Origin of the sequence: Haloferula sp. A504, assembly GCF_044385805.1 — a bacterium.
Lineage (GTDB): Bacteria > Verrucomicrobiota > Verrucomicrobiia > Verrucomicrobiales > Akkermansiaceae > Haloferula.
Window position 1 is genome coordinate 1 of sequence record NZ_JBISBU010000085.1, and the last position, 16,335, is coordinate 16,335.

Annotated in this window: 12 protein-coding genes; 6 read left to right on the top strand and 6 right to left on the bottom strand. The window is 65.8% G+C overall.

The features are described from left to right. Positions 1-203: 203 nt before the first annotated feature. Positions 204-2,567 (top strand): SLC13 family permease, encoded by a 2,364-nt coding sequence (locus ACG2LG_RS22335; protein ID WP_396262840.1) that lies wholly within the window; start codon positions 204-206, stop codon positions 2,565-2,567. Positions 2,568-2,777: 210 nt separating this feature from the next. Next, positions 2,778-3,077 carry a hypothetical protein gene (locus ACG2LG_RS22340; RefSeq protein WP_396262842.1) on the top strand — a complete coding sequence of 100 codons (300 nt, stop codon included), beginning with the start codon at positions 2,778-2,780 and terminating at the stop codon, positions 3,075-3,077. Positions 3,078-3,121: 44 nt separating this feature from the next. Here ACG2LG_RS22340 and ACG2LG_RS22345 read toward each other — a convergent pair whose 3' ends face one another. From ACG2LG_RS22345 to ACG2LG_RS22355, 3 genes are all read right to left on the bottom strand, one after another. Beyond that, positions 3,122-6,208: a DUF6288 domain-containing protein gene (locus ACG2LG_RS22345; protein WP_396262844.1), complete on the bottom strand. Its 3,087-nt coding sequence runs from the start codon at positions 6,206-6,208 to the stop codon at positions 3,122-3,124. A gap of 60 nt (positions 6,209-6,268) precedes the next feature. Next, positions 6,269-6,769: a ferritin gene (locus tag ACG2LG_RS22350; protein WP_396262846.1), complete on the bottom strand. Its 501-nt coding sequence runs from the start codon at positions 6,767-6,769 to the stop codon at positions 6,269-6,271. Between the two features lie 104 nt (positions 6,770-6,873). Continuing rightward, on the bottom strand, positions 6,874-7,785 hold the full coding sequence (locus tag ACG2LG_RS22355) for a homocysteine S-methyltransferase family protein (protein WP_396262848.1): 912 nt from the start codon (positions 7,783-7,785) through the stop codon (positions 6,874-6,876). Positions 7,786-8,002: 217 nt separating this feature from the next. Here ACG2LG_RS22355 and ACG2LG_RS22360 point away from each other — a divergent pair, with 217 nt between their 5' ends. From ACG2LG_RS22360 to ACG2LG_RS22370, 3 genes are all read left to right on the top strand, one after another. After that, positions 8,003-8,317, top strand: coding sequence for a hypothetical protein (locus tag ACG2LG_RS22360; RefSeq protein WP_396262850.1), 315 nt, complete (start codon positions 8,003-8,005; stop codon positions 8,315-8,317). 58 nt (positions 8,318-8,375) lie between these two features. Then, positions 8,376-9,668 carry a sulfatase-like hydrolase/transferase gene (locus ACG2LG_RS22365; RefSeq protein ID WP_396262852.1) on the top strand — a complete coding sequence of 431 codons (1,293 nt, stop codon included), beginning with the start codon at positions 8,376-8,378 and terminating at the stop codon, positions 9,666-9,668. Positions 9,669-9,776: 108 nt separating this feature from the next. Further along, positions 9,777-10,505, top strand: coding sequence for a hypothetical protein (locus ACG2LG_RS22370; protein ID WP_396262853.1), 729 nt, complete (start codon positions 9,777-9,779; stop codon positions 10,503-10,505). A gap of 8 nt (positions 10,506-10,513) precedes the next feature. Here the strand turns inward: ACG2LG_RS22370 and ACG2LG_RS22375 are convergent, their stop codons facing one another. Next, entirely contained in the window at positions 10,514-12,946 is a 2,433-nt protein-coding gene (locus ACG2LG_RS22375; protein WP_396262854.1) for a hypothetical protein, read from the bottom strand. 65 nt (positions 12,947-13,011) lie between these two features. Then, a complete protein-coding gene (locus ACG2LG_RS22380) occupies positions 13,012-13,950 on the bottom strand; it encodes a hypothetical protein (protein WP_396262857.1) in 939 nt (312 codons plus the stop codon). Between the two features lie 97 nt (positions 13,951-14,047). Here ACG2LG_RS22380 and asnB point away from each other — a divergent pair, with 97 nt between their 5' ends. After that, positions 14,048-15,973, top strand: coding sequence for an asparagine synthase (glutamine-hydrolyzing) (gene asnB, locus ACG2LG_RS22385; protein WP_396262858.1), 1,926 nt, complete (start codon positions 14,048-14,050; stop codon positions 15,971-15,973). A gap of 4 nt (positions 15,974-15,977) precedes the next feature. Here asnB and ACG2LG_RS22390 read toward each other — a convergent pair whose 3' ends face one another. Continuing rightward, positions 15,978-16,241, bottom strand: coding sequence for a hypothetical protein (locus ACG2LG_RS22390; protein ID WP_396262860.1), 264 nt, complete (start codon positions 16,239-16,241; stop codon positions 15,978-15,980). Positions 16,242-16,335: the final 94 nt, after the last annotated feature.

The following is a 16,335-nucleotide window of genomic DNA, read 5'->3' on the forward strand; positions in this document are numbered from 1 at the left end:
TCGACCACTACCGCGACCACCGCCAAAAATCAGTGAACACCATCAATATGGCACAACCCATCCAATCATAGCCTGCCAAGCAAACGCCCTAGGGACGGAACGGACTGGAAGTGGATTGGATTGCCATGCGGGCGTGGTTTGCCTAACTAGGTTGGTGGTGGATGAGTGCCGATTTCCCGTAGCCAAGCCCTGATGCGTTTTCGATGACTCCCGAGATCATCGCCGTTCTGCTGATCCTGGCGGTTTCGCTGGTGCTCTTTGTCACCGAGAAGCTGCGGATGGACGTGGTCGCGCTGCTGGTGCTCGGGACGCTGGGGGTGAGTGGGCTGGTCACGCTCGAGGAGGCGCTCGCCGGCTTCAGCAATCCGGCGGTGGTCACGGTGTGGGCGATGTTCATCCTGAGCGCCGGCCTGAGCGCGACCGGGGTGGCCGACTTCATCGGCCAGCGGGTGCTGCGGCTCGCGGGGAAAGGTGAGGTCCGGATGATCCTGGTGATCATGCTGACCACCGGCGTCCTCTCGGCCTTCATGAACAACATCGGGGTGGCCGCACTGATGCTGCCGGTGGTGATGGACATCGCGCGGCGGACCGGCACCCCGCCGTCGCGGCTGCTGATGCCGATGGCCTACTCGTCCCTGCTCGGGGGCCTGACCACCCTGATCGGAACGCCGCCGAACCTGGTGGCGTCGACGGCCCTGCGCCAGGCCGGACTGGAGGGCTTCGAGCTTTTCGAGTTCGCCCCGATCGGGGTGCCGGCGCTGGTCGGGGGCGCGCTTTTCATCGCCCTGGTCGGGCGTCACCTGCTGCCGGCGAAGATGCCGGAGGGCATGGGCGGCGAGGCGGCCAAGGCGGGATTGCAGTTCGCCTACGGGCTCGAGGAGCGCCGCTTCGGTCTGCGGATCGGCGAGGGCTCGCCGCTGCACGGCCGCAAGCTGCGGGGGAGCGGGCTGTCGGCGACGCTGGGATTGACGGTGCTCTCGGTGCGCCGCGGACATGAAACCTTCGGCGACCTCGGGCCCGACTTCGTGCTCGAGAGCGGCGACATCCTGAGCGCGCAGGGCCGCATCGACGAGTTTCGCGAGTTCCTCGGCTGGCAGGCGCTCGAGATGGCGAGCGGCGACGAGATTCTCCAGGTGCTCTCGTCCGAGAAGCTGGCCGTGGTGAATGCGACGGTGGCGCCCAGGTCGGAGCTGGTCGGGCTCACCGTCGAGGAGGCGGGGTTTCGCGCGCGCTTCGGCGCCCACATCGTGGCGGTCCGGCGGCCGGGAAAGGTGATCCGCGACGACCTTTCGAAGGTGCCGCTCAAGGCCGGCGATGTCCTCACCCTCGATGGCCCTCGCGAACCACTGGGGAAGTTGGGCGGAAGCGAAGCCTTCAGCGAGGTGCAGATGGTCTCGCAGGAACACCTCTCGGACATCTATCCCGATTCCGATTCGCTGATCGAGCTGATGCTTCCGCCCGACTCGCGGCTGGCCGGCATGACGGTGGCGCGAAGCGGGCTGGGTGAGACCCTCGGCCTGCGCATCATCGGGATCGCACGGCGCGGCGGATCGATCCTTTTCCCCGATGCCGACGAAGTCTTCGAGCCGGGGGATCAGCTGCTGGTGCTGGGAAAACCGGAAGGGCTCGAGTTGATGCGGGCGATCCAGAGCCTCGAGTTGCTGGAGGACGACGGGGAAGGCGGCAGCATGGAGGAACTCGGCGAGACCGAGGGCATCGCCGAGGTCACCTTCTCGCCGCGCAGCACGCTGCCCGGCAGGACACCGAAGGAGCTCGACTTCCGCCAGCGCTACGGCCTGCAGGTCCTTTCGATCTGGCGGCGGGGTCGTTCGTGGCGGTCCCACCTGCGCCACATGCCCCTGGAATTCGGCGACGCGCTGCTCTTGCGCGGCCCGCGCGAGCAGGTCGAGAAGCTCGCCGACGATCCCGACTTCGTGGTGCTCACCCGCATGGCCTATGGTGACCAGGCGCGCGCCGAACCCGGCAAGGCGGTGCTTTCCGCCGTCCTGATGCTGGCGGTGGTGGGCCTGGTGCTCGCCGGGGTTCTGCCCATCGCCATCGCCGCCGTGGCGGGGGCGGCGGTGATGCTGGCGACGCGTTGTCTCACGATGGAGGACGCCTACCGCGCGATCGACTGGAAGTCGGTCTTCCTCATCGCCGGCATGATCCCGCTCGGGACCGCGATGGAAAGCTCCGGGGCGGCCCACTGGATCGCCGGGGGGGTCTCCGGGGCGATGGAGCCGCTGGGCTTGTGGGGCATCCTTCTCGGGATCTATCTGCTCACCGCGGCGGCCACCACCATCGTTCCGACCACGGCACTGGTGCTCATCATGGCACCGATCGCGATCGGGACCTCGGCCGAGATGGGGATCGATCCGAAGCTGCTGATGATGGGCGTCGCGATGGCCGCGTCGGCGAGCTTCACCAGCCCGATCTCGCACCCCGCCAATGTCCTCGTGATGGGGCCGGGCGGCTACCGCTTCGTCGACTACGTCAAGATGGGCGTGGTCCTGGCGCTGGTGGTCGCGTTGACCGTGCTGCCCCTGATCGTGTGGAAATACGGCTAGCCCGAATAGGGACGGCAACACACTGTCTAACAAAAACACTCACCCAGATCCCCTGCAGCGCCGTATCGGTCCCGACCCGGTCGGGATGCATTTCTCACTCGTGAGAAATGCAGGCTGGCGGGTGAAGGCCCCGACCGTTGCCGGGAACGGTCTCGAATTGAGGACTCGTTTCCCTTGAAAACCGCAAGGTGCCTCTTTCCTATCGGGCCGATGCAAACCGTGGTCCAAACTCCCGAGGGCGAAGTCGCCTGCACCATCCGCGAAGTTGTCGCGGCGCTGAAGAAGCAGAAGCTGGAGGCACGTCACGAGGCGAAGGACTGGGGCGACTGGATCCACCTCGAGGGCAGCGAAACGGTCATCAGCATCGAGTCCATGCGCGGTCTCACCAGCACCGCGACCATCGAACACGCCGAGGACGAAGTCGACGATCCCCGCCTGGCCATCTTCGCCGCCTTCCACCAACTCGGCTGGATCGGCATCGATGAGGATGGCGAGTATCCGCTTGGCTGAAATCCCTCATCGGAGCCCCCGCTGAGGCTCGCCATGGCCGCCCCTCAATAGAGGTCTTCCTTCCGCAGTCCCTCGATGTAGCAGTCGAGCTGACCGAACACCTCGTCCTTCCAGTGGGGTTTCTGGGAGGACGGATAGACCTCCATGGTGTAGATCGCGAGGGTGTTCGTGCCCTTCTTGAGCAGCGCGGCTTCCCGCGGACCCATCGGCCACTTGCGGTATTCCTTGGGTTCCTGCCACCACGAGTAGGTGCGGATCCTCTTGCCGTTCAGGTAGACCTGAAAGCCCTGGATGCAGAGCATGCGGAGACGATAGAGATCGTAGTCGGTGTCGTTCAGCTCGAAGCTCGTCCGCGCCAGCAGAATCTCGCCCTCGCCCCAGGTGGATTGATTTTCCGGGGGCCGATTGCCGGCCCTCGGGTGGCCGCCCTTGCCGATCGGAGCCTTGCCGCTCTGCCAGCCGCTGGCGTCGAAGCCCGGCTGAAACCAGTCCTTCAGTTCCGGTGCCAGCTCGACCTGACGGTAGCGGCGTCCCTCGCGCTTCGGCAGGAAGTCCTTCTCGGCCTTCGGATGGAAGGACAGGTAGTGCCACTCCCGGGCCTGAGGCTCGGGCGATCCGATGATGGTCCAGCCGACGTTCTGATCGCGCAGCTCGGTGATGCCGATGAGGGCATCGATGGTCCTGATGTCGGTTCCGCCGCCCGCCTTGAGCCGCTTGACCACCTCGGGCCGATAACTCTCGTAGAGGATCTTCTCGAGACTATCGCGCCCGGGACCCTTCAATTTCGCCGCCAGCTTCAGGAACCCTCCCTGGCCGTCGATGAGCCCGAGCAATTGGTCGTCATCCAGCACCGAAAGCCCGCGCTCGACCAGTGAGGCGGCGAGCTGGGGTGCCAGTTCCGGGGCCATGCTGGCGGCCTTCTCGATCGACTGCGCGACGTTGTAGACGCCCTCGCGGTCGCGACGACCCTCGAGGATCCGGGTTTCGGCGACGCTTTCATCGAAGCCCTTGGCGAGCAACCGGCCGATCTCGCTGTCGGGAGCGAACTGCTTGAGCGAATTGGCCAGCGTCTGGTTCATCGCGTTCCGCGGCATGGTGTGGTTCTCCCGGATCATCAACTCGGTGAGTACCGGGACCGCCTTGAGGTAGAGTTCCGGATCCTTGCTCAGGCCCTGGAGGGCCATGAAGGAAGCCTGCCGGAACCACCAGTCGTCGTGGCGGGTCCACTGATAGATGACGTCGTAGTGCTCCTGGATCACCTCGGCGGGCATGAAGCCCGTGGCGAACAGGGCCCCTTCGATGACATAGGTCGCCTCCTGCGGATTGCCGAGCATCGCGGTGATCGCCTCGATCATGCCGGGGGTGTAATCCCCGGTCGCGAGCGGTTTCTTGCCGACGCCGAAGAAATACCTCCAGTCGAGCATGCCGTCCAAGGCGGCGCGGCGCATCCGCGGGTCCGGGTGCCGCAGCAGCTCTTCCAGCACCTTCCACTCACCCTTGATCCGGAGCGCCTTGGCGGCCTGGGCACGGATCATGTAGCTCTGGTGGCGTACGAACTGGTTGAGCTGATCCAGCGAAACGCTGTCGGGATCCTCCTCCACGCTGCCGCGGATGTAGGCCGAGCCGATCAGCGGGGTGATCCGGTGGATGGCCAGCGGCTCACCGTATTCCTCGTAACCGTCGACCGGCTCGATCTTGAGGAAAGCGAGGTCCGCCTGGTTGCCCCAGATCCGTTTGGGAAGCTGGAACTCCTTCGCATGTTCCGAGCGGGGCGCCCCGGTGATGCGCAGGGTCTTGAGCGGGGCGGTGTAGGTCATCGCCGCGCCTGCCCCCGAGCCGGGATCGTTCCAGCCCTGGAGGGTGGCCAGGCCGATCGCGCCGTCATCGAAGCGCGAAAGGTCGTACCACCAGGTGATGCGGTCCATGACCTCACGGAACTTCGCCGGCTTCTTCTCCATCAGGTAGGTGGAGGCAATGCCGCGCCACATGCCATCACCGCGACCGTTGTCGGCGTGCCCGGTGATCATCGCGGGATAGGCGTTCAGGGTGGCCATGCTGAGGCTGTCGCGGGCGGCCTGATAGATCGAGGTGTCGCCGGAGGCACCGGAAGCGACCTGCATCGCGGCCGCCAGCATGGCGTCCTTGCCATTCGATCCCACGCCGCCTTCCCCACGGTGATCGCCGTAGGCCACCGAGCCGTGCCCCGCGAAGCGGTAGAAGTAGCGCAGGCAGTTGAGCAGGGTCTTCTCATCGACGTTCACGCCCGCTTCCTTGCTCAGAAGCAGGGTGGTCAGCACCTGCGTGCTCGCCGGGTTCATCAGGCCACCGGCCACGTAGCGCGGATTGATGTCGGTGCCCCAGTGTTTCCACGCCGCGTCGAAATTCTGTCGATCCCGGGCGTCGTCACAGAAGGCCTGGAGGACCGGCAGCATGTCCGGGTCGCCGGTGCGCAGGTAATACTCGGCGCAGGCGATGCCGTTGTAGCCGTTGTTCCAGGTGTGGTCGCCGATCGCTTCCGGATTCTCGATGAACTTCGCGTAGTGCGCCTTGATCAGGGGCAGGTAGGTGTCGTCGCCGGTGGAAAGCAGGAACAGGCAGGTCAAGGCACCCCCCACCCCCATGTCCTTGCTCTCCTTGAGCGACTTCTCGTAGTAGGCGGCGGCGTGTTGGACGATCTTGCGCGACTTGGCGCAATCGACCGGCCACTGAGCGGCGTAGGCGCCCATCACCGGAATCTCGAGGGTGACCTGGCGCTTGCCCTCTTCGGAGTCGAGATCGAAGGAGAGTTTGCCGTCGCTCGCTTCGGCCGCCGTGATCGCCGAGCCAAGCACCACATACGGGTTCCGCCCTTCGAGCGCTTGGCCATTGACCCCCACGATGACCTCTCCCGCATGGAATTTGCCGTCAGCCGGGCTCCCTTCCCGGGTGCCCTCCACGGTCACCTTCACGCCCGTGTCGATGTGGGCCATGATGCCCGTCGGCCCGATGTGGCCGAAATTCCTCGGGGCGTTCGCCTTCGGGCGCAAGGCATACACGTTCTCATCCGCAGCATCCTGATCGGCCGCAGGGGCAGCGAGGATGGTGCCGATCAGCGCCAGAGTGAGGAACCGGGGAAGTTGGTGGAGTTGCATGGTGAGTGGGATGCGAGTGAGACAGGCGATGCAGGCGGTCCGCTTCGAGCGGGGAAATGCCTAGTCCCCGGCCTCTTCCGGATGGCCTTGGCGGGCGATGTAATCCTCCACCCGGAACAGATCGCTGCCGGCCCGCCGGGTGATCTTGAGCAGCGTGTCCATGCTGGCGACTTCCTCGACCTGTTCTTCGAGGAACCACTGCAGGAAGTTCTGGGTGACCCGGTCGTTGTGCTCGGCGGCCGCGTCGTAGATCGCCTTGATCTGGTCGGTCACCATGACCTCCTGATCGTAGGAAAGCTGGAAGACCTGCTCGACGGATTCGAATTTCGACTGCGGCTTGGGCAGCGCGGGGAAGTCCACGGCGCGGTCGGTGTCGTTGAGGAACTGCACCATCTTGAGGGCGTGCATTCGCTCTTCGTCCGCCTGCTTGGCGAAATACTTGGCCATCTCCGGCAGGGCCTCGGCGTCGCACCAGGTGGAGACGGCGATGTATTGATAGGAGGCGGCGAATTCGTGACCGACTTGTTGGTTGATGAGCTCAGCGGCTTTGTCGTGGATCATGGCGGCAGCAGGGTTGACCGGATCGGTCGGGAAGTAAAATTCCGACTGTGGCAGCGCCGGCTCCGGACTTGATCGCAAGGGGACCTCAACGCTTGAACCGGCGCTCAGCGGGCGATGCCGGCGAGTGCCCCGAGGTGCCCGAGCGAAGTCCCGCAGCAGCCGCCGAGGATGGGAACCTGGTGACGGTCGTGGAGTTGCGCCATGGAGTCGGCCCAGGTGTCGACCGAGTCGGCCTCGGTGGCCGCCGCGCCATCGAGCGCGGTGACATCGCGGGACGAACCGTTGGCCTGGATGCCGACGAGCCGGTCGAGTTCGCCGGGAACATACGCCTCGAGCAGGAAGCGGGGATGGGTGCAGTTGACGAAGTAGCCGGCGGGAGGACGTGGCAGGGCGTCGTCGAGGCGCCGGATGGCCTCGGGCAGCGGTGTGCCATCGAGGACGCGGCCGTCGGTCCCGGTGCAGAAGCTGATCAGGCAGGGCTTGTCGGTGTCGGCCATGGCCCGGGCCAGGCCAAGGGCCTCGTCGACCGAGGGCAGGGTCTGGGCGAGAAGAAAGTCGGCAGGGGTGGCGGCCAGTTCACGGATCTGCGGTGTATGGAAGTTTTCGGCTTCGTCCGCGTCCGGCGCGAGATCGGGCCGGTAGCAGTCGCCCTTGGGTCCGACGAGCGCCCCGACCGCGATCGGCACGCGACCGGGCGGGAGGTGGTCGCGCAGGCTTGTTAGAAAAGCGACGGCATCGGTGTTGATTGAGGCCGGCACGCCCGCTTCCGCGATCCGCGAGGCGTCGAGCCGCCAGGTGGGCGCGGTGAGCAGCAGCGGCAAGCCCGCGTGGCCTGCCGTTTCCACATACTCGAGGTAGATGGAGGTCATCGCGTCTCGAGCGTCCTCCGGGCCGTAGATGAGGGGCGTGTTGAAGAGCGTCGGGTGAAGCTCCACCCCGGGCAGGCGCCGCAGGCGTTCCGCCACGGCGCACTCGGCGAGGATGAGCGGGTGATTCTTCAGCAGGCTCTCAAGCATGGGAGGAGCCTAGCCCGGACCACCAAGGGGACGCAAAGAATCCGGCCACGGTACTTTCCTCTCCCTCACCCGGAGTCTCCTGAAGATTTCTTAAAATAAATGGAAAAACCGCCGCTTGTGGATCGTTTTCCCGGCAGAAACCAAGGCGCGGGGAGAGACCACCCATTCAATCTCCGCTCCGAAGCAAAAGCCCGCATGTCCAAACCACCCTTCGAACATGACCAATTGCTTCATCCACGCCTGTCGTCGGCTCTCCGTGACCCAGGGCTTCATCAAGCGGAGCCCGATGTTCCGCCGTCTCCAGAAGCCCACCGGGGCGACCACGCCTGAACTGGTCGATGCCGCCAAAGCGGCCTTGAAAAGCGGCCGGCTCCGGCCCGGCGATCCATTTCCGACCGCCGACGAAATCTCCGATCTTTCGGGCGCCCGGCTGATCGACAGCCTGAATGCGGTGACCGCGTTGCTGCAGGCGGGTGCGATTCGGCAGGATGCCTCCGGCAAGCTCACCGTGGCTCCGCCCGAGGTCGCCTGAGAACGATCGGTGGAAGGCCTTGCCGCGTGCGGGTCCCCGGACTCAGACTCGTGGTGTGATGCCATTCCTTCGGACCATTCTGGCCACCGTGCTTGCCGCGATGGCGGGCGGCACCGCCTGTGCGGAGTCCGCCCGGCGGCCGCCGAACATCATCGTCGTTCTCGCCGATGACCTGGGCTGCCGGGACCTGAAACTCTACGATGGCTGGATTGAGACGCCGCGGATCCAGAGGATGGCGGAGGAGGGAATCACCTTCACCGACTTCCACTCCAATTCGTCGGTGTGCAGCCCCACCCGCGCCGCGTTTCTCACGGGGCGCTACCAGCAGCGGGTCGGCATCGTCGACGTAATCGTCGGGTCGAAGGAACCGGACCAGGGGATCCCCGCCTCGACCCCGACCCTCGGAAAGGTGTTCCAGAAGAGCGGCTACGCGACCGCGTTGTTCGGCAAGTGGCACTGCGGTCATTCCGACAAGTTCAACCCGGTCCACCACGGCTTCGACGAGTTCGTCGGCCTGCTCAACGGCGCGGCCGATTTCCATCTACACAAGACTTGGCGCAACGGACTCAAGCAGGAGGAAGTGAAGGGATACTCGACCGACATCATCACCGACAGGAGCGTCGACTTCATCCGGCGCCACAAGGACGAGCCCTTCTTTCTCTTCGTTTCCCACCAGACACCGCACAACCCCTACCAAACCCGCGCCGACACGCCCGAAACCCGCAAGGAGGGCTGGAAGCAGAACCGGGTCGGCGATGAAAACCGCCCACGCTACGTCGAGATGGTGAAGGACCTCGACAACAGCGTCGGCAGGATCCTCGACACCCTTCGCGAGACGGGCCTCTCGGAGCAGACGCTGGTGTTCTTCTGGTCGGACAACGGCGACGTCGGCATGAGCCGGGAGAAGGGTCCGCTGCGCGGCACCAAGTTCGGCCACTACGAAGGAGGCCACCGCGTGCCGGCGGTCGCCTGGTGGCCGGGGAAAATCAAGGCGGGGGTCCGGTCCGATGCCCTGCTGCTCGGCTTCGATCTGTTCCCGACCTTCACGGAGATCGCCGGCCTTTCATCGAAGAATCCAGCCAATCTCGACGGCGTCAGCGCCCGGGATCATTTCCTCGATGGGGAACCGCTTCCCGACCGGGACATCTTTTTCGGCTACGAGCCGAAGCTCGGCACGGCCATGCGCCGCGGCGACTGGAAGATGATCGTGAAGGGCGACGACGTTCAGCTCTACAACCTGGCGGAGGACCTTGGCGAAACGACGAACATCGCCGACGCGAACCCGAAGGTCACGGCGTCCATGCGGGAGGCGATCGAAGCGTTCAAGCGGACGGTGGTCCCGGGGTCGTAGCGGAGGCGGTCCGTGCCGGAGAACCCGGTGCGACTTGCAGGTGTTCGTGACGCACGGAATTCATGGTTCCGGGCTGGCGGATGGGGACGCGCAGGATTTGAATGCGGCATGTGGATCAAGTTCGCCGGCGTCACCCTGGGGGCTGTCGTCGCCATCAGCTGTGCCCACGTGGCCGCGGACGAAGGCTCGGATTTCAACGTGAAGGTGCTCGCCGCGGTGCGGACGATGCCGGCCGGAGGCGGCTACGACGGCAGCGATGCAACCAAGAACCTGTTGCCCGGTGCCTGCTCTCTAACCGACCAAGGCCTCCGGGTCGATGCGAGGCAGGCCAAGCCGAGTTTCTGCTCGGGGGCGACCTACCTGGTCCTGCTCAAAGCTCTGGGCCACGGCTCGGAGGCGCTGCTGCCGGTGGTGGACCATCAGGACGGTCACGGCGTATTCGGCCGATGGAACGCCAACGGGCCCGGCAGCGCCAAACTGGTCGCCGACCTGCGGGCGGGCCGGAACTTCACCTCGTGGGACGAGGCGAGACCGGGCGACTTCCTCAAGATCTGGTGGACCGACCGGATCGGTGGCCGCGAGCGGGGGCACCTGGTGGTCTATCTCGGGCACGATGCCGAAAGCTTGCGCTTCTGGTCGAGCAACCAGCCCGGCGGCTACGGCACGAAGTCGGTGCCCCGCAGCGACTGCCGGCGCGTGCTCTTCACCCGCATCACCCGGCCGGATCAATTCGCCGCGGCCGGCCGCCTGCCCGCCGTCGACCCGTGGCTTGCAAGGATGCTGCGCGATGACTTCACCTGGGAGGAAGTCGTGGCGAAGTGTGACGTCGCCGAGTGACAGCTACCCTATCTCCCGGCCCGAAGCTCGCGCACCGACTCGCGATCGATCTCCTCGAAGCGGCGGCGCTTGTCGGCGTAGAGGATGTATTTCTCCATCTCCTCCGGGCTCCAGGCATTCGCTTCGAGGTAGTCGCCGGCGTATGGCACGCCGAGGTCGATCCAGCAGGCGATCTTCTCGAGCTCGGCTGGTGACAACTCGACCCCGCCGTGGCCGGCCTCCAGCAAATCCAGCAACGCGCTGCGGGTTGATCCCGCGGTGCGCGCCGGCTGCGGCGTCGGGACGGATTGGCTGCTGATCCACTTCACCAGCCGCCCGTCCGGATTGCCGCGGAAGGGCCCATCACCCTTCTTCCCGTCGCGCTTTGATTCGGTCAGGACGAGGTAGGCATCGCTCCATCTCCGCTTGGAATGGGCATCCACCACCGTCTCGCCGAGCAGGCTGAATGCCTGTTCCCCGGTCGCGGTCCGGGGCCTTGCCAGCACGGGCCCGCCTTGACCGGCCGCCAGTCTCAACAACGGCTCCCGGTCGTCGTGGCAGCCGATGCAATGCTGGTCGAGGATGGGCTGGACCTCCCTGGCAAAACTGAAGCCGCGCGGTGGTCCGTGGAACGGAACAAGCGTCTCCGGTTCGACCGCCATGGCCGAGGCGTAGCCGGGTCGTGGGGGTGCCTCGTTCTTGTCCTCGTGACAGCCGACGCATGAGGCCCTTTCTCCGGGCTGCAGCGTGCTCCAGCTCCGCATCGTCTGCACCACCCGGCCCCTGGTATCGACCGCCTGGAAGTAGACCGGGGTCCGGGCCGGCACGACGAAGAAGGCCGAGCCGTCCTCGTGGACGGTTGCCTCGCCCAGCACCCGCTTGACGTCCCAGCTGCCGTTGCCGATGGAGATCGGGGTGCTGACCAGCGCCGACCCTCCCGGCCCGCTGCTGTGGTTCCTGCCGACGCCTGCGGCGCGGAAATCGAGGGCCACGATCCGCAGCTTTTTCACGGTCCCGCGCGGCACTCCCTCGAGGCCCGGACCCTCGTGGATGTCCTGCATGTAGTAGCTTCCGGTTTCCGCGGCGAGGTCGACCTGGCTGGCCCGCACCCGTGGCCTGGTCCTCGCGACCAAGGGCACCGGTTGCTGGCAGGGCAGGTCGGGATCCGTCGCCAGCAACTCCCGTCGGCCGTCGATGTCCATCCAGTAGATTCCGAAGGCCGCCTGATCCTGCCGCCGATCCTTGCCCGGCCAACCGTCCGGCGCATAGCTCACCAGCCACTCCGACTCGTTCAGCGGATAGGGATAGCGGAACAACTCACCCTTCTGGCCGTAGGCGTCGATCCGCTCGGCCCTGGTCTCGCGCCGTGGCGACACCAGTTGCACGCCCTCGTTTTCCTGGCGGCCGAGCGCCGGATCGATCACCGCAAGCTTGCCGGTCTGGCTCGAGTGGTGACCGCACAGGATGGCCAGCACCTTGCCCGTGCCCGGAATGCCGCGCGCGTGCGTGATGGTGGTCGGGAACCACGAGTTGTTGCCGTAGAACTCGGTCTGGCCCGTGCCGTCCGGATTCATCTGAAAAAGCGGCTGCGGAAAGACCTGGCCGCGGTCGTTGTAGTCCCAGCGCGTGTAGACGACGCGTCCGTCGTCGAGGACCTGCGGATAGACGGTGTGGACCTGGTCGAAGCCCAGCCGGCGCACGTTCGATCCATCCGGTCCGCAGGTGTAGAGGTTGCTGACCTCGGTCCACCAGCAGTCCACGGTCTGCACGCAGCGGCTCGACGAGAACACGAGGTCACCGTCGGGCAGGAAGGCCGGTTCGAAATCCGCCACTCCCACCTCGGAGGTCAACTGCCGCAGGCCGCCGTCTTCCGGTCGGAGCTCATAGAGATGGTAGTCATCCTCGCGGTGCGACTTCTTCCAGGCAAAGACCAGCCGTTTCCCGTCCCACGACACCGCCGGGTCACGGAACACCCCTCCTTCGTCCTCAAGCAGGTTCCGCACCCTTCCCCTGGTGCCATCGAACTCCAGCAGGCACAGCGCCGACCCGGGCAGGAACCGGCTCTCGTGCTGCGCATCGGACTGCCCCTCGGTGTAGCCGAAGAAGGACGGCCGGATCGTCCGCCGCTTGATGAAAATGATCCGTGGCGCCTGCTCCAGCACCATCGCCAATCGCACCGCCCGCCGCCGTTCCGCCGCCTTCTCATACAGGGCCAGCCAACGAGGATCCCCGGTGGGCACGCCATCCTCGTGCAGTCGCATCACCTCCCGGCGAAGCGCGGTCGGGTCGGGCACCTCCTCGAGGACCCGCTCAACCACGGGGCCGTCCACGAGCGCCGCCTTTCCTCCGACATCCTGCCGCAACCAGTCGTCCCTCACCTCGTCTGCCGGCGCGGCGGGAAGGATCCATGCCATCACGCTGGCCAAGGGGATGGCCATCCAGCGCGGGCACCCGTCGCTCATGCCCGTCCTACGTCCACGCCCGACTCCGCATTTCATGCGGTCGGGTCATCCTGCCGGGGAAGACTTCAGCTACCCTCCGCCCCTGCGGCGGCCCGCTGATCCTCGATCATCTTGCGCAGGCTCTCGAGGCGGCCCTCGGCGTCGGAGCTGCGCTCCCGTGCCTTGTCCACGAGGGCCAGCGCCTCGTCGAACTCTCCCCGTTGCGACATCAGGGTCGCGAGGATGCGGAGCTCCAGAATGCCGGGCTGGCCCTTGTCGTCGGCTTTGGGCGGCCGGATGTCCGACCCCCAGATCCTGGCGAGCAGGTCGTAGCTCGGGCGGTGCTCGTGGAAGAGCTGGTAGTGATTGAAGGGAAAGTAATCGTTGCCGACGAAGTAGGTCTCGGTCATCTCGGCGAAGTATTCCTTGTGATCGGTGAGGCCGTAGTGGGGGGCTTGACGGCCCGAGACATGGGCGGTGCGGTCGAACTTGCGGCTGTCGCAGAACTCCCGGTAGCCGGCGAGGATCTCCGGGTGGTCGAAACCGAGCACCCGGTCGTGGTACGCGTGGGCCAGCTCATGCAGCATCACCGACGAGGGATTCGGACTCTTGGCTTCGCGGATCAGCGAGGCCGCCCCCGTGATCTGCACCGCCTTGCCCATGGCGGGGTCGTAGCCGCGGGCCTCCAGCCAGCCGGCGTTGGGGTGATAGTGGGCGTTTCCGAGCGGATGGGCCCGGTCGAAATAGATCGGAACCTCGCGCATCCGGGCGACCGGTTCCGGCGGCAGGCACAGGGCGATCTGGTGCAGGCGCTCCTCGAGAAGCCGCAGGGCGAGCTCGCCGGTTTCCTGATGCTCTCCCTCCAGCAGGCTCACGTCGACATGCACCGTCCAGCCCTCGATCTGCCGGATCTCATGGTCGATGCGGATGAGTTCGACCTCCGGAGGGGCTTTTGCGGAAGCGGTGGTGGCCGCCGCGATCAGCACGGTGGCGGCGACCATTCGGGATATGGGGAAATGACGCATGGTGAGGGATTGATTCCAACGCGGAAACAGGCGGGAATGCCGCCGCGTGTCGGTGCCTCCATACGGCGGGCGTCGCGCAGGTCTGTCTTGTGCCATCATGTGCGGAATCATCGGATACATCGGATACACCCCGGAGGAGGTGGATCTCCAGCGTGCGGTGGCCTCACTCCGGCACCGTGGCCCGGACGGTTCCGGCAGCCATGTCGATCCGTCCGAGAGGGTGGGCCTCGGCCATGCCCGGCTTTCCATCATCGACCTCGAGACCGGCGACCAACCCCTCTACGCAGACGACCAGAACCTGGTGCTCGTCTGCAATGGCGAGATCTACGATCACGAGCGCATCCGGCGCGAGCTGGAGGCGCAGGGCCATCGGTTTTCCACGAGGAGCGATTCGGAAGTGATCCTGCACCTCTACCGCGAGCATGGTGAGGCCTTCGTCCACCACCTCCGGGGCGAGTTTGCCTTTCTCCTTCTGGACAAGAAACGCCGCCGCCTGATCGCGGCGCGCGATCGATTTGGCATCAAGCCGCTCTTCTTCGCGCATCGCGACGGACGCTACCTGTTCGGCTCCGAGGCCAAGGCGATCTTCGCCACCGGATGCCACGCCCCTGCGATCGATCCGGCGGCCGTCCGCGACTTTCTGAGCGGGGTGATCCCGGACTGCCTGTTCGAGGGAATCGAAGCCCTCCCGCCGGGCCACCTCATGACGGTCGATCTCGCCTCCGGGGAGGTGTCCACCGACTTCTACTGGGACCTGGATCTCGCGCTTCCCGAAGAGGACGCCTCGTCCGGGCCGGATGAACGGGCCGCCATCGACACGGTGCGGCAGGGCGTCGACGAGGCCGTTGGCCTGCGGCTGAGGGCCGATGTGCCGGTGGGGGTCTACCTCAGCGGAGGGATCGACTCCGCCATCGTCGCTGCTTCGGCGGCCCGCCAGACCGACGGGCCAATCAAGGCCTTCACCATCTCCTTTCCGGAAGACAGCAACTTCGACGAGCTGGAACTGGCCCGGAAGATGGCCGAGAAGATCGGGGCCGACTTTCACTCGGTCACCTGTGACCGGGCGACCTTGCTCGCCCATGCCGAGGACAGCCTGTGGGTCTCCGAGCTGCCGTTCCACAATTTCCACGGGGTGGGAAAGTTCCTGCTGTCGAAGCTGGCCCGCCGGCACGTCAAGGTCGTTCTAACAGGAGAAGGATCGGACGAGGTGTTTCTCGGCTACCCCCACTTCCAGCCCGGCAAGGGATCGATCACCGAGCGGATGGAGAACCGGAAGGAATCGGTCCGGAAGGTGCGGGGAAAGCATCTTGAGGAGATCAACAAGGCCATCGGCTTCATTCCCTGGCCGGAGATCGAGGAGCATCTCTCCCGGGAGATCCAGGGATTCTTCAGTGCCCTGTTCCTGCCCAAGCACCGCCCGCGCCTCTCGCAACGGCACCCGCTCGACCTGCTGCGCAAGCGCCTCCCCCGCCACCAGACCGACCCGCTTCCTCCCGTTCGCAAGATCCAGCATTTCACCATCAAGAGCCTGCTGGCGCCCTACCTCCTCACCGTCCTCGGCGACCGCCAGGAAATGGGGCATTCCCTCGAGGGCCGGACCCCGTTCCTCGACCATCCGCTCTTCGAAGCCTGTCGCCGGATCCCCGACCGCCTGAAGATCCGGGACGGCGTGGAGAAATACGTGCTGCGCGAGGCCTTTCGCGACGACCTGATCGACGAGATCTACCAACGCGAGAAGTGGCCATTCAGCGCCCCGCCGATGGAGCTGCGCAGGGGCGTGATGCCGGAGCTGGACGACCTGCTCGATCGCTACCTTTCCAACGAGGCGATCCGGCGGGGCGGGATCTTCGTGAACCGCCGGATCCAGCGCCTCCGTCGCCTGTGCCGGCTGCTGTTCTTCGATTGCAGCCTGAAGCGGAAGCTCCAGCGCCTGCTGGTGGTGGTCCTGTCCGTCCAGATCCTCGAAAAGCTCTACGTGCAGGATTTCGAGGCAAACCTCGGGGCACGTTGTCCGGAGGATTGATTTGTCACCGGCGCCGCCCCCAGCGGGGAGCGACCACCTCCTGGCGTGCTGCTTCCGGCAGGCCGCTGGTTTCCAGCCAGGCGCGGGCACCCTCGGGGTCCCGCCGGTAGTAGGCCCGGCCGACGTCGGTGAGCGAGCGCTGCTTCAGCTCGGGGTCGGCGATGTCTTGGGCCCAGGCGATCGCCGTTTCGGGATCCTGCCAGGCGTAGCCGCGGGCAAAGCCGCTGACCGCCGCGTCGCGCTGCGGCGAGGCCGGCATCTGCGCCACGTCCAAACTACCATGAATGCCGTAGCCAAATGGTGAAATACGACTGTGACTCCATCCAGAATGCGAAATGCGAGGACCCCTTCGATCTTCGACG

Excerpts from the sequence above, each read along its gene's own strand:
- ACG2LG_RS22335 (WP_396262840.1), top strand. The coding sequence starts at position 204 with ATGACTCCCGAGATCATCGCCGTTCTGCTGATCCTGGCGGTTTCGCTG.
- ACG2LG_RS22340 (WP_396262842.1), top strand. The coding sequence starts at position 2,778 with ATGCAAACCGTGGTCCAAACTCCCGAGGGCGAAGTCGCCTGCACCATC.
- ACG2LG_RS22345 (WP_396262844.1), bottom strand. The coding sequence starts at position 6,208 with ATGCAACTCCACCAACTTCCCCGGTTCCTCACTCTGGCGCTGATCGGC.
- ACG2LG_RS22350 (WP_396262846.1), bottom strand. The coding sequence starts at position 6,769 with ATGATCCACGACAAAGCCGCTGAGCTCATCAACCAACAAGTCGGTCAC.
- ACG2LG_RS22355 (WP_396262848.1), bottom strand. The coding sequence starts at position 7,785 with ATGCTTGAGAGCCTGCTGAAGAATCACCCGCTCATCCTCGCCGAGTGC.
- ACG2LG_RS22360 (WP_396262850.1), top strand. The coding sequence starts at position 8,003 with ATGACCAATTGCTTCATCCACGCCTGTCGTCGGCTCTCCGTGACCCAG.
- ACG2LG_RS22365 (WP_396262852.1), top strand. The coding sequence starts at position 8,376 with ATGCCATTCCTTCGGACCATTCTGGCCACCGTGCTTGCCGCGATGGCG.
- ACG2LG_RS22370 (WP_396262853.1), top strand. The coding sequence starts at position 9,777 with ATGTGGATCAAGTTCGCCGGCGTCACCCTGGGGGCTGTCGTCGCCATC.
- ACG2LG_RS22375 (WP_396262854.1), bottom strand. The coding sequence starts at position 12,946 with ATGAGCGACGGGTGCCCGCGCTGGATGGCCATCCCCTTGGCCAGCGTG.
- ACG2LG_RS22380 (WP_396262857.1), bottom strand. The coding sequence starts at position 13,950 with ATGCGTCATTTCCCCATATCCCGAATGGTCGCCGCCACCGTGCTGATC.
- asnB (WP_396262858.1), top strand. The coding sequence starts at position 14,048 with ATGTGCGGAATCATCGGATACATCGGATACACCCCGGAGGAGGTGGAT.